Raw genomic sequence first — 12788 nt, forward strand, 5'->3', positions numbered from 1 at the left:
GATTGGCCGGACTGTCCGCTACACCCCCGTCAGCGGCCCCGTGCTGTCGGAGATCCGGTCCACCTTCACGCCTACCTTCTCGAGCAGGGTCAGCCCGAGGTTCATGAACGGCGTGTGCATCTCGTAGACGAGGTGCCGGTTGCCGTCGAGCTGGCCGGCGCCGCCGCCCATCAACGTGATCGGCAGGTTGTACGGCGTGTGCTGATCGCCGTCGCCCATGCCCGCCCCATGCAGAAGGATGCTGTGATCGAGCAGCGTGCCGTCACCGTCCGGCGTGTTGCGCATCTTCTCGACCAGCTTTGAGAAGAGCGTCATCTGGTACTGGCTGATCTTCGTGTACTGCGCGATGTTGTGCGGATCCTGCTGGTGGTGCGACACCGTGTGGTGCGCCTCCGGCACGCCTATGTTCGGATAGGTCCGCCCGCTGGTCTCGCGCGCCATCTGCATGCAGCTCACGCGGGTGATGTCGGCCTGGAAGGCCAGCACCAGCATGTCCTGCAGCAGCCCGACGTGCTCCTCGTAGTCGTCGGGGACGCCGGCCGGCTGGTCGACGGCGGGCAGCGGCGTCGTGGTGTTGGTCTCCTCGGTGCGCTGGATGCGCCGCTCGATGGCGCGGATCGACTGCAGGTACTCGTCGACGGCGGCGCGGTCCTGGGCGCCCACCTTCCGCTCCAGGCGGTGGATGCTGTCGGTGACCGAGTCGAGGATGCTGCGGTCGGTCTTCATCTGCGCGAGGCGCGCCTCGACGCTGCCGCCGTCGCCGAACAGGCGCTGGAAGACGACGCGCGGGTCGCGCTCGTGGGGCAGCGGGGTCGTCGGCGTGAGCCACGACGTGGAATTGCGGTAGGCGCAGCTATAGCCGTTCTCGCAGTTGCCCACCTGGTAGTTCGACTCGGTGGTCAGCTCCAGCGAGCGCAGCGCCGTGTCCGCTCCCAGCTTGTCCGCCGCGTACTGGTCGATGGTCTTGCCGGCGCGGATGTCGGCCCCTTCGGTGCGCTTCGGCAGGATGCCGTTGAGCCAGCCGCCGTGCGCGCGCGTGTGGACGCCGCCGCCCTCGTTGGGGCTCACGACGCCGGCGTTGCTCAGGCCGGTCACCACCGTCATGCGATCGCGGTAGGGCGTCAACGGGCCGAGCACCGGGGTCAGATCGAAGTCCGAGCCGCCGTTCCCCTGTGGATGGAAGTTGCGCGGCAGCATCCCGTTCGGCACGTAGAAGAACGCAAGCCGCGGCACGGACGCCGTCACCGACCGGGCGGCGGCCGAAAGCGCCGGCACCATGGCGTCGAGCAGCGGCAGGGCGACGGTGGCGCCGAGGCCGCGGAGCACGGTCCGGCGAGACAGCGACTTCTGGGTGACGATCATGACTGCGCTCTCCTCATCAGGAACGGGTCACTCTTGACGATGCCGAGAATGACGGTCTGGAACCGGTAGTCGTCGGCCGCCGCCGCCCGCACGATGCGGCGCAGCGTCGGCATGTCGTTGGCCTCGAGCCCGCGGCCGAGGGCGTAGGTCATCAGCTTCTCGGTCACGGTGGTCACGAACTGCCCGGCGTTGTCGGCCAGCGCCCGGCGCATCCCGGCGACGTCGGCGAAAGCGCGGCCGTCGGGCAGCACGCCGGACGGGTCGATCGCGTTGAACGACTCGTCGACGACCCGCCAGCGGCCGATGGCGTCGAAGTTCTCCAGCGCGAACCCGGTCGGGTCGATCATCGAGTGGCAGGCCGAGCAGGCCGGGTTGTTGCGGTGCGCCTCCATGCGCGCGCGCAACGTCGGCCGCTTCGCCTGGGTCCTCTGGTCGTTCAGGGCCGGGATGTTCGGCGGCGGATCCGGGGGCGGCGTCCCCAGCAGGTTGTCCAGGATCCACTTGCCGCGCAGCACCGGCGACGTGCGGATGGCGTGCGACGTCAGCGTCAGGATGCTGCCGTGCCCCAGGATGCCGCGCCGGTTACCGTCGGCCGGCAGGTCGACGCGCCGGAAGTGGCTTCCGGTGACCCCCGGGATCCCGTAGTGCTCGGCGAGCCGCTCGTTGAGGAACGTGTAGTCGGCGGTCAGCAGCTCGACCATGCCGCGGTCGTCGCGCACGATGCGGTCGACGAAGAGCTCGGTCTCGCGCAGCATGCTCTGGCGCAACGACTCGTCGAAGGCGACCGAGAACGGATCGCCCGGCCGCACCGTGGTCTCCAGGTTGCGGAGCTGCAGCCACTGCGCGGCGAAGTTGGTGGTCAGCGTCTGGGAGCGCGGGTCGGCCACCATCCGGCGCACCTGCCGCTCCAGCTCGTCCGGATCGCTCAGCCGGCCCTGCTCGGCCGCGTCGAGCAGCTCGTCGTCCGGGATGCTGCTCCACAGGAAGAACGACAGCCGCGAGGCGAGATCGAGGTCGGGGACGCGGTACGGCTTGCCGGGCGCCGCACGGACCGGGTCGGACTCGATGCGGTAGAGGAACTCGGGGCTTACGAGCAGGCGCCGGAGGGCCAGCTCGACGCCGTCCTCGAAGCTGCCGCCGCGGCGGCCCTGCGCGTAGAAGTCGAGCAGCACCTGCATCTCGCCGGCCGTGACCGGGCGCCGGTAGGCGCGCCGCGCCAGCCCCGCCAGGATCTCGTGGGCGCAAGAGGCCTCCGCCGCGGTATCCGCCGGGCGGCAGGTGAAGATGCGCTCGCGTGACGGGGTCTCGGTCACGCCGGAGCCGCCGTAGGGGCCGGTAATCGTCACGCTGCGCACGAACGGCTGCTGCCCGGCCAGGCCGCCGGGGTTGCCGGCCACCCGCGGGTTCGGGAACGGCTCGCGCACCTGCTCGACCAGCGCCGAGGGCTTCTTGAAGAAGGTGACGCCCACCTCGCGCGGGCCGGCCGCCACGGGCATCCGGAAGTCCACTGTGGATGCCTGGGCGTACATGTTGTTCGACGCGCCGTCCCGCTGCGGGCCCAGCGTCACCAGTCGCACCGGCTCGCCGTCCAGCGTCACTTCCAGGTCGTGGTTCTCGCGCAGCCCCCGCGTGCCGGTCAGCTCGACCCGCACGTCGTACTCGGCGTCGCGCGGAAACAGGTGCTCGATGTAGAGGCCGCCCCGCGTGCCGAACGGCAGCGCCTCGACGCGGCCGTGCTGCGGCAGGTCCTGCGCCGCCTCGTAGGTGTCGGCCGACATCGCGGGCGGCGGGCTGCCGACGGCCAGGCGGCTGATGGTGCGCGCCGCCGCCAGATAGCGTTCCATCAGCGACTGCGACATCCGCAGCAAGCCGCCGATGTTGTCGAAGCCGAAGCTCGCGTCGTCGGCCGGGAGGAACTCGTCCGCGTCTATCTCCACCGCCAGCAGATCCCGGATGGCGTTGGTGTACTCCGTGCGATTCAGGCGATGGAAGGTGGCCGTCCGGCCCGGATCGCGGGTCTCGGCCCAGGCGCCGTCGAGCTCGCCTTCCAGCCAGGTCAGGAACGCCTCGAGCTCGTCGGCCGGGGGGCGCGGCCGGCCGGCCGGCGGCATCACCCCGCCGCGCAGCTTGCGGACGACCTTCTCCCAGCGGTCCGCGTGGCTGCCCACCTCGCCGAGATCGAGCGTGTCGAGGGTGAGGCCGACGGCGCGGAGCTGACCGACCAGCGGCGAGGCGGCGCGGCCCCGGCCGCTGACCATCTGCTCGTTGTGGCAGGTGACGCAGTAGCGGTCGAGCAGCGCACGGTGGGGGGCTCTATCGTCCGATCGCGCCGCGGCTGCCGCCGCCTGGACGGCCGGCGCCGCGACGGATTCCGCTGCCGGCTCTTGCCCGGCCGACGCCGCGGTGACCATTCCGGCGACCGCGAACGCGGCCACCGAGACGAGCAACGCCACACTGGTCTTCGTCACTAAGGCGCACCTCACCCGCTTGGTTCCGGAACCCTGCATGCTATTGGCTGGCGGCGGACGTGTCAACGACTACCAGATCTCGTCCCGTTCCAGACGGAATCCCGCCAGGAGGGGATCGGCCGACAGGTACGCCGGCGCCTGGAGGCACTCGACCGAACCGTCCGGCAGGTAGACGAAGACCTCCGCCCGCAACGGATCGATCAGCCAGCCGAGGCCGGCGCCGTTGTCCACGTACTCGCGCATCTTGTCCTGTAGAACCGGCAGGCTGTCGGTCGGCGAGCGCAATTCCACCACGAAGTCCGGACACAGCGGAAGAAAACGGCTGCGCTGACGCTCCGTCAGGGCATTCAGCCGCTCGCGGAGTACCCAGGCAGCGTCCGGAGAGCGAACCGCGCCGTTCGGGAGGACGAAGCCGCAGGAGGAGTCGAAGCAGGTCCCAGCTCCGTTCCGACTGGCCCAGTTCGCGAGTTGTCTCACGATCTCGGCGTTCCTGCGGCTGGTGTCGCCTCCGGCGGGCGGCATGATGGATAGACCTCCCCCGGCCGCGCGCTCGATGCGCAACTCGCGGTTCAACCGGCACAACTCGTAGAACTGATCGTCGTCGAGGCGCACGACCGGCGGAAGCGCCAGAAACAGACGGCCAGCTTCCCTGTCTCCGTCGAGTTCCGCGTGCCGTAAGGGCGTCGTCATCGTCGCCGGCTCTTCCGGTTGGCCGCATCCAGCGTACTACACCCGGCGGATCCCCGACCCGACGCTCCGATGCGCGTCGGAGGCACCCAACAGTTCCTCAGGACGGTCGCCAGGATCGGATTCACGCTCGACCGCATGGAGGGTAGCCACATGATCCTGATCGGCCCAACCGGCCGACGGCTCACGGTCCCGAGGCACCGCGAATTGGGTCGGGGCCTTCTCAGGGCGCTGATTCGCGACGCCGGCCTGACACGGGAGGAATTCCTCCAACTTGTCCGTTGACCATCCGGCCGACGCAAGGACACAGCTTCTGGCTGGTGGTTGGAGTACTCCCCGAGCGGCCCGGTGATACGCTCGTACGGTTACATGGCTCTTACGCGACGTTCGGTGATCAAGGGCGCCGGTGCCGCCGGCTCGCTGCTGCTCGCGGGCGGAATCCCGGTCTGGGCCAAGACCGGCCAGCCGGGCGTGCCGCCTGTGCCGCGCGACTACCTGCGGCTGTCGTCCGCGCTGCTGGGGATCGAGGCCGCCGCATTGGAGCCAGCGCCGCGGCCGGGCGGTGCGCCGCTCGCCGACACGTTCCATGCTCTGTGCGGCGAGGCCGCCCCCGATGCGCTCGCAGCCCTGCTCGCCGAGTTCGGACAGGCCTCTACCGGTAGCACCTCGGCGGCGGGCGTCGCCCGGCGCCTGCTGGAAACCGAAGGGAGCCCGCGGCCCGACGGCGTGGGCGCAGTGGCGCGGCTGACGATGCTGATGTGGCTCTACGGCGTCTGGTACGGCGGGATGGAGACGGCCCGCATGCCGGGCTCGGCCGCCTACCTCGCCCCAGCCCACCGCACGGACCTGGTCGTCTCCGTCGACGCGTACCGCAACGCCTGGATCTGGCGGTTCGCGCAGACGAGCCCTGCGGGTGTCGCGGGAACGCCGGGGAACTGGTCGGAACCCCCGCCCGACCTCGCGGACTTCCTTCGCGACGCCTGACTCCGGCCCCACGGACGCGGGACCATTCGTTCCAATGAACAGAACGCGGCAGGAACGCTACGACGCGGTCATCGTCGGCTCCGGCTTTGCCGGCGCCAACATGGCCTTGCTCCTCGCCCGGGCCGGCAAGCGCGTGCTGATCCTGGAGGCGGGACCAGGGCTCGACACGACGCACGGCGAGTTGTTCGAGCGCTACCTGCTGGCCACGATCAAGACGCCGACCGCGCCTTATCCGCCTGACGCCGGCGCGCTGGATCCGAGCCGCACGAACGCGCCGCGGCCAACCACCGAGGCCCTGCTGTTCGCCTGGAACGACCCGGCCCGCTCCTACCTCGAGCACGCGCCCGGGTCGCTGCCCTTCGGAAGCACGTCCGAGCGTCTCGCCGGCGGGACCGGGAACCACTGGATGGGGACCGCGATCCGCATGGACGGCGCCGACTTCGCCCTCCGCTCCACCTACGGACACGGCCTCGACTGGCCGCTCGGTTACGACGACCTGGAGCCGTACTACGGACAGGCGGAGCAGCTCATCGGCGTCGCCGGCGACCGGGCCGAGCAGGAGGAAGTCAACGGCATCCCGTACGGCGCCGGCTACGACTATCCCCAGGGACCGATCCCGCCCTCCCACGGCGATCGGATCTTTCAGGCGCGGGTAGACGGCGCCGCAATCGCGGCCGACTCTCCGGCCGTGGCGCGCACGACGCCGACCCCGGCGGGCCGCAACGCGGGGCCATTCATGAACCGCAGCCCCTGCCGCGGCAGCACGAGCTGCACGCCGATCTGCCCGGTGCGCGCGAAGTACGACCCGCGAGAGGCGCTGCGGTCGGCGCTCGACACCGGCCGCGTCGAGCTGCTCGCCAAGGCGGTGGTCGACGCCGTTCACATCGACGAGGCCGGCGCGGTTACCGGCCTCCACTACCTGACCTACGACGACGTCTCGGTGCCCGCCGCCACCGGCCGGACCGGGGAAGGGGTCGCCACGGCCGGCGTCTATGTACTGGCCGCGCACGCCATCGAGAACGCACGCATCCTGTTGAACACCGAGCGCGTCACCGGCCGGCCCGTCGCCAACTCTTCGGGCCTCGTCGGGCGGCACCTGATGGACCACCCGGTGTATCTCGCCTGGGGCCTGATGCCGGCCGCGACCCCGTTCTACGGCTACCGCGGGCCGCAGTCGACCTCCGGCATCGAGACCCTGCGCGACGGTCCGTTCCGCCGCCGACGGGCCGCCTGGCGCATCGAGATCGGCAACGGCGGCTGGACCTGGCCAATCGGCGATCCCTACGTGACCGGGGCGGACTTCATCTACGGCCGCAACGACAGCGGCACCAACCCGGAGCGGCGCATCCTGTCGAATCGGCAGTACCTGGAGACCGTCAACGGCATCCTGACGCGGCAGCTCCGGCTCGCCTTCCTGGTCGAGCAGGAGGCGGACCCGTCCAACCGGGTCGAGCTGTCCGACACCTGGACGGACAACCTGGGCATCGCCCGGCCGCGCATCCGCTATGGCGTCTCGGAGTACGTGCGGGCCGGCTTCGCTTCGGCGCGCGCCGCCACCACGCGCATCATGGACCTGCTCGGCGCGACGGACCACACCATGACCAACGCCACCGCGCCGGCCGCCTTTCGGCACGACGGCCAGGACTACAACTACCGCGGCGCCGGCCACATGTGCGGCACCCACGTCATGGGAAACGCTCCCGCCGATTCGGTCGTGAACGCGTGGCAGCGGACCTGGGACCATCCGAACCTGTACCTGGCCGGCTGCGGCTCGATGCCGAGCGTCGGCACCCAGAACCCCACCCTCACCATGCTCGCGCTCGCCTGCCGCACCGTGGACGACATCCTCGCCCGGCCGGCGTAGGTAGGCGCCCCGCCCGCACCAATACCTGGTGCCGCAAGGCGATGGTTTCCGGGCTACGATGGATGGTCATGGGCGCGTTCAAGGTGGACTGCGAGCTGCAGGAGCTCACGGGGAAGCAACCGCCGGTGAACATCGCCGGCGTGATGGTGGACACCGGCTCCGAATACACTTGGCTTCCCGAGGAGCTGCTGGCACGCGCGGGTGTCGGGGTGAGCAAGAAGGATCTCGCGTTCGTCATGGCGAACGGCACACGGATCACGCGCGACGTCGGCTACGCGTACCTGCGCAGCAGCGGCTTTGAGACCGTCGACGAGGTGGTCTTTGCGCGACCGGGCGATCTGCGCCTGCTCGGCGCGCGCACGATCGAGGGATTCGCCGCCCTGGTCGATGCGCGCCGGAAGCGGCTCGTCGCCGCCGGCCCCCTGCCCGTGGCGGCGGGTCCGGGCAGGTCCAACAGATCCAACACCTGAAGGACGCCAGCACGAACTCGTCAGCAGGGTCTCCCGTGCCGGTCCAGAAGACCAACGAGCGATTCGGAGTCGAGCGGAGGCGCGTCCGGATCACCCACGGCGCAACTCTGCAGCAAACCGGGTGAACGCGTCGTTCGTGCGCAGGCGGTCCTCCACACTGCGCGCGAGGGCGGCCTCGGCCGCCGCTCGTCGCTGCGGACTCGTCCGCTCCAACTCGGTCCGCAGCACGAAGCCGCAGGCTTCCACGCAGCGCTGTGCGGTTTCGAATCGCGGCCGGGCCTGACCCGCCTCGTACCGCGCGATGGCCGGCTGAGACGTGCCGGCCGCGAACTGCGCTGAGGCGCATCGCCGCGGGAGCGGATTCCTCACGAGCCCTCGTCCGGTATGACCGAAATCAGACTGTGCAATTTGCAGATTCAATCGTCATTCTGTCCGTTGGCGCGCGCAGGCGGGGCGGTCCGTTCCGGCCACCCTCGTCTACGGCGGCGGCGAGAGCTACGTCCGGAACGGCGTCGACGTCCGGGCTTGGCGGGACTGGCTGTAGGTCACAGCGCCGGCTGCCGGCCGCACCGGGGCGCCATCTCCCAGCCGCCGCTCTCCGCCTGCCGCCAGTAGCGGATCGCCGGGAGGGCCGGCGTGTCGTCGTAGGGATCGATCTGCACGAAGCCGTAGCAGGGCGCGAGATGCTCGGGCTGCAGGGCCTCCAGCAACTCGGCGTCGGACAGGGCGTGTTCGGCCTGCAGGCGGCCGAACTGGACGGGGGTGATGGTCCGTTGCCACGGGCCCCCGTTGACGACCACCGGCGAGAGGGCGTTGCGCACCGGCGAGAAGCCGTCGACGATGACGGTGCGGCCCAGCCGGGTCAGCTCCAGCACGCGCTGGCGCCAGTCGATCAGGTGTGTGTGATTGTGGACGAACACGGCGATGGGCCCGGCGGCGGCCGGCGCGCCGTCTTGCGCCGCTTCCAGCCGCCCGCCGTAGACGAGGTCGCGCGTCCGCCAGAAATAGTCGAACAGTCCGCCGCGGCTGTCCGGCAGGCGCGGGCACTCGCGCACCGGCGGTCCCTGGGGGTCGAACTGCGTGAGCACGCGCTCGAAGCGGCGCCGCGCGCGACGCGCCGCCGCCCGGTAGTCGCACAGGGCCACGAGCTCGGCGTCGTCCAGGTCGTTCGTGAGCGCGGTCAGGAGACCCGCCTCCTGCGCTCGCTGCGCCAGCGGCTTGAACCGATGGTCGTTCGGCAGCGAATCGACCAGCAGGGCGGGCCCCTGCGCCCGCACTGCTTCCAGATCCCAGGCCGGCGGCCGCACGTCGCCGGCGTCCAGATCCAGCCGGAACTGCTGCCACGGCATTCGGAAGAGGACGTAGCGGAGCAGCGCCGGCGCCGCGTCTCCGAGATCGTCAATCCCCGCGGCGGACAGACCGTGAGTGAGCCCGGCGCCCTCGTCCGCGAAGTTGTCGACCACCGGATAGCGCGCCTCGTGCTCGTCGAAGAAGGCATCGACGGCAGCCGCCTGCGCGGGCCGCGTCAGATGCCGCTGCCCGGCCCGTTCCACGAACGGCGCCGGCCACGCCTCGAAGCGGTCGACGCGCCAGCCGATCTGGTGGCCGTGCTCGGCGTATATCCGGCCGTCGTCGGAGCGCCAGACTCCGTCCGCCACCACTGCGGCGCGCGCGCCGGGAGCACCGAGCGCCCGTTCCACCCGCCGCGCCACGGCCGGAAACAGCAGCGCCGCGTCATGCTCGCCCGGTACAAGGAAGAGCCGGTTCGCCCCGGAAGACGCGAACGCGGCCAGCGCGTCCACCGTGTCCGCGTGCGCCGCCAGCACGCGCTCCAGCCGCGCCAGCGCTTCCGGCGCGGTGCAGCCGAGCGCCGGGTCGTCGGCCGCGCAGCGCTCCCCTGCAAGCCGGTCGAGCTCGAAGGTGTCGCCGTTCAGGACGAGGTCGGCCGCGCCACCGCCCTCCGCGTCCAGGGCCTCGAGAAAGAGCGCGAACTCGTCTCCCCAGCGAAAATCCTCCTCGACGCGCCACTCCCCGGCCTCGTCCCGGCCGAGGCCCATGTGCAGGTCCGCGATGACCGCGACGAGCCGCGGCGAGCCGTTCTGCTGTCCCGCCGCCAGGGTCGCCGCGGGCGCGAGCGGCCACCACGCCGGCGCCGTTACGGCTGCGCAGGCGGTCCCCACCACCATGCAGACCGCCAGCGCCGTCCCGGCCGGGAACAGGCTCGGGCGGACCGGCGCCGCGCCGGCGTCGCCGGTCCGATACGGCGCACCGCGCGGTCCGTTCGAGCCGAGGGAGGCGCCGGACGCCGTAACCGACCGGCTCCCGGACTCAGGGCGCCGCGGCCAGCGAGAAGCGTGCGATCTCTTCATCGTTGCGTGCAATGACGTGCCGGTTCGCGTAGGCCGGATGCGACCAGTTGACGTACGGCCCCTGCGCCCGGCGCCGCACGTAGGGGCTGGTCGGCTCGATCAGGCGCGTGCGGCTGATTTCCTCGTACCCTTCCGGCGAGAACCGCGCGATCACCAGGTCGCCGCCGTCGGTGTTGATGAAGTAGCGATCGCCGTGCCGGACGAAGAACGCCGTGGCCCAGCGCGCCGGGTCGCGGATCAACTCGGCCGTCTCCCACACCCGCCGGCCGGTGCGCAGCTCCAGGCAGCGCAGGTTCCCCTCGCCGTCGACGCCGTAGACGTAGTCGCCCTGGATTACCGGCGTGCTGATCACCGAGTCGAGCGTGTCGTGATCGCGCCCGTACTCCGGATCGCTCTCGCCGATCCCCTGCCAGATCAGCGTCGCGTCGGGATGGCTCTCGGCCAGCCGCAGCATGCGTGCCCCGCCCCACTGCGAGGTGACGAACAGGTAAGGATCGGCATGCACCGGGGTCGGCACGCTCATCCCCATGTCGACGATGTGCGGCACCTCCCAGTAGACGGACCCGGTCTCCGGATCGAGCGCGCTGATGGCCCGCGGGTGCCAGATGATGAGCTGCGGCACCCCGGCCGCGTCGATCAGAAACGGGGCCGAGTACCCCGGCTCCCAGTCGGAGGACAGCGCCTCCCAGAGCACCTCGCCGGTGTGCTTGTCGAAAGCGATCACCTTGGCGTCGGGCTCGCCGCCCACCAGGCAGATGAGCCGGTCGCCGTCGACGAGCGGCGCGCCGCTGATGCCCCACGAGGGAACGGACGCGTAGAAGTCCTGGACGTAGTCCTTCTGCCACAGGACCCGGCCGTCGGCGACGTCGAGGGCCAGCAGGTTGCCCATCGCCCCGAGCGCGTAGACCCGATCGCCGTCGACGGTCGGCGTCGCGCGCGGCCCGATCGCGTAGGCGAGCTGGAGCCCGGCGTAGTTGGTCTCCCACTCGTGCGTCCAGAGGACGGCGCCGGTCTCTTCGTCCAGCGCGAGAACCCGCTCGACGGCCGCGGTGCTGCGCGGGTCGGGACGCCGCGCGTCGGTGACGAAGACACGCCCGTCGGCCACCGCGGGTCCTGCGTAGCCGCCGTGGATCGGCGTCCGCCAGGCAGCGGTCAGGCCGCCCTCTGGGAACGTCTCGACGATGCCCGTCTCGGTCCAGACGCCGAGCCGGCCAGCGCCCCGCCACTCCGGCCAGTCCGCGGCGCCGAGCGGCCAGGTGGCCGCGGCAACCATCACGAGGGCGACGACGGTCTTCACGCTGGCGCGCATTCGCTCATCCTCTCACAGTCCGCCTCATCGATACAGCGGCGGTCCATTCGGATCCGCCAGCGTGCGCCGGCAACCATCAGCGCCGCGGGCGGAGCGGATGCCCCCAGCGAAGTCCCGGAAACCGGGCGAAGTCGCTGTCGGTGGTCATCAACTCGCATCCGTGCTCGATGGCAAGCGCCGCGAGGTACGCGTCGGTAACCAATGGCCCCTGGATGCGACTACACAGCCCGACGAAAATGTCCCAGTGCTGACGGCCCGGGGCAACGAAGACCGCGCGCGGCCGTGCCACGAGCCCCTGGCAAAAGGAGATCGCGGTCTCCATGGGCGGGACGGCATCGAAGATCCGCCGGTTCGTGACGATGCGCAGAAAGCCGGCCAGCACTACCTCCGACAGAGCGACGGGTGCGGGCGATGCGACTGCGGCCCGAAGCCAGGACGCGTACCGCTCGTGCTCGGGCGCATCCTCGCGGTGCGCGTAGATCAGCACGTTGACGTCGGGGAGCTGCATGGATCACCCGCCATCCTTGAATCGCTCCAGATCGTCCATTTCAAGAAGCGCAGACGTCTTGTCGATGTTGTGGCGCGAGAAGCGCCCCCCGGCCCCGAACGTGACCAGCTCGAACGGCTCTGACTCGTTCCCGGCCGCCGGCTCCTGCATCAACAGTTGAGCCGCCTGTTCGATGACACGGCTGACCGACGTGCGCGAATCTGCGGCGCGCTGCTTCAGTTGTGCCAGGAGATGCTCGTCGATCGTTATCGTGGTACGCATGATGCGCGATCATACCTTGCCTGCATCAATGCATCCCGGATCGAGCACCGGGTCGTGCGGCGCTCCGGACCCGTTCTATCATCCGGCCGGAGAGGTAATACGACCATGGGCGACAGACGGATACGGATTCGGGCCGGTGCGGTGAGCGTGTCGGCGACACTCAACGACTCGTCGACGGCGGACGCGGTGTGGGATGCGCTGCCGATCACCGGGCAGGTCCAGACCTGGGGCGACGAGATCTACTTCCCGATTCCGGTCGAGGCGGCGGAGGCGGCCGACGCACAGGCGACCGTCGACAAGGGCGCGGTGGCGTACTGGCCGCCGGGCAGCGCCCTCTGCCTCTTCTGGGGCCCGACCCCGATGAACCGCGGCGACGAGATCCGGCCGGCGAGCCCGGTCAACGTCCTCGGCGCGATGGACGGGGGCCCCCCCCGGGGGGGGGGGGGGGGCCCCGGCGCACCCAAAAGGGTGGGGGGGCGCCCGGAGAACCCCCGCCCCCCCCCCAG

Annotated in this window: 13 protein-coding genes; 5 read left to right on the top strand and 8 right to left on the bottom strand. The window is 70.8% G+C overall.

Going from position 1 to position 12788, the window contains the following annotated elements:
- Window positions 1–18 precede the first annotated feature (18 nt).
- The 3 genes from F4X11_16875 to F4X11_16885 are packed head-to-tail and all read right to left on the bottom strand — an operon-like array spanning window position 19 to window position 4520.
- A complete protein-coding gene (locus F4X11_16875; protein ID MYN66677.1) occupies window positions 19–1362 on the bottom strand; it encodes a DUF1552 domain-containing protein in 1344 nt (447 codons plus the stop codon).
- A complete protein-coding gene (locus F4X11_16880; protein ID MYN66678.1) occupies window positions 1359–3869 on the bottom strand; it encodes a DUF1592 domain-containing protein in 2511 nt (836 codons plus the stop codon). The genes F4X11_16875 and F4X11_16880 overlap by 4 nt, the downstream gene beginning before the upstream one ends.
- Before the next feature lie 30 nt (window positions 3870–3899).
- Window positions 3900–4520 carry a Uma2 family endonuclease gene (locus F4X11_16885; GenBank protein ID MYN66679.1) on the bottom strand — a complete coding sequence of 207 codons (621 nt, stop codon included), beginning with the start codon at window positions 4518–4520 and terminating at the stop codon, window positions 3900–3902.
- Window positions 4521–4589: 69 nt separating this feature from the next.
- Between F4X11_16885 and F4X11_16890 the strand changes: the two genes are divergently transcribed.
- The 4 genes from F4X11_16890 (at window position 4590) to F4X11_16905 (ending at window position 7835) form a co-directional block, all read left to right on the top strand.
- Window positions 4590–4802, top strand: coding sequence for an addiction module toxin, HicA family (locus F4X11_16890; protein MYN66680.1), 213 nt, complete (start codon window positions 4590–4592; stop codon window positions 4800–4802).
- A gap of 84 nt (window positions 4803–4886) precedes the next feature.
- On the top strand, window positions 4887–5501 hold the full coding sequence (locus F4X11_16895; GenBank protein ID MYN66681.1) for a twin-arginine translocation signal domain-containing protein: 615 nt from the start codon (window positions 4887–4889) through the stop codon (window positions 5499–5501).
- 34 nt (window positions 5502–5535) lie between these two features.
- Entirely contained in the window at window positions 5536–7365 is a 1830-nt protein-coding gene (locus F4X11_16900; protein MYN66682.1) for a GMC family oxidoreductase, read from the top strand.
- A gap of 68 nt (window positions 7366–7433) precedes the next feature.
- Window positions 7434–7835, top strand: a complete 402-nt coding sequence (locus tag F4X11_16905; GenBank protein ID MYN66683.1) for a hypothetical protein — start codon at window positions 7434–7436, stop codon at window positions 7833–7835.
- 90 nt (window positions 7836–7925) lie between these two features.
- Here the strand turns inward: F4X11_16905 and F4X11_16910 are convergent, their stop codons facing one another.
- The 5 genes from F4X11_16910 to F4X11_16930 form a co-directional block, all read right to left on the bottom strand.
- Window positions 7926–8255 carry a helix-turn-helix domain-containing protein gene (locus F4X11_16910; protein MYN66684.1) on the bottom strand — a complete coding sequence of 110 codons (330 nt, stop codon included), beginning with the start codon at window positions 8253–8255 and terminating at the stop codon, window positions 7926–7928.
- Window positions 8256–8380: 125 nt separating this feature from the next.
- A complete protein-coding gene (locus F4X11_16915; GenBank protein ID MYN66685.1) occupies window positions 8381–10204 on the bottom strand; it encodes a hypothetical protein in 1824 nt (607 codons plus the stop codon).
- Window positions 10164–11513 carry a PQQ-binding-like beta-propeller repeat protein gene (locus F4X11_16920; protein ID MYN66686.1) on the bottom strand — a complete coding sequence of 450 codons (1350 nt, stop codon included), beginning with the start codon at window positions 11511–11513 and terminating at the stop codon, window positions 10164–10166. The genes F4X11_16915 and F4X11_16920 overlap by 41 nt, the downstream gene beginning before the upstream one ends.
- Window positions 11514–11589: 76 nt before the next feature.
- Window positions 11590–12021: a type II toxin-antitoxin system VapC family toxin gene (locus tag F4X11_16925; GenBank protein MYN66687.1), complete on the bottom strand. Its 432-nt coding sequence runs from the start codon at window positions 12019–12021 to the stop codon at window positions 11590–11592.
- A gap of 3 nt (window positions 12022–12024) precedes the next feature.
- Window positions 12025–12282, bottom strand: coding sequence for a CopG family transcriptional regulator (locus F4X11_16930; protein MYN66688.1), 258 nt, complete (start codon window positions 12280–12282; stop codon window positions 12025–12027).
- Window positions 12283–12387: 105 nt separating this feature from the next.
- Here F4X11_16930 and F4X11_16935 point away from each other — a divergent pair.
- Window positions 12388–12788, top strand: a 401-nt coding sequence (locus F4X11_16935; protein MYN66689.1) for a hypothetical protein, incomplete at its 3' end; no start/stop codon positions are given.

The sequence above is a fragment of the Acidobacteriota bacterium genome (assembly GCA_009861545.1).
Taxonomy (GTDB): Bacteria; Acidobacteriota; Vicinamibacteria; order Vicinamibacterales; family UBA8438; genus WTFV01.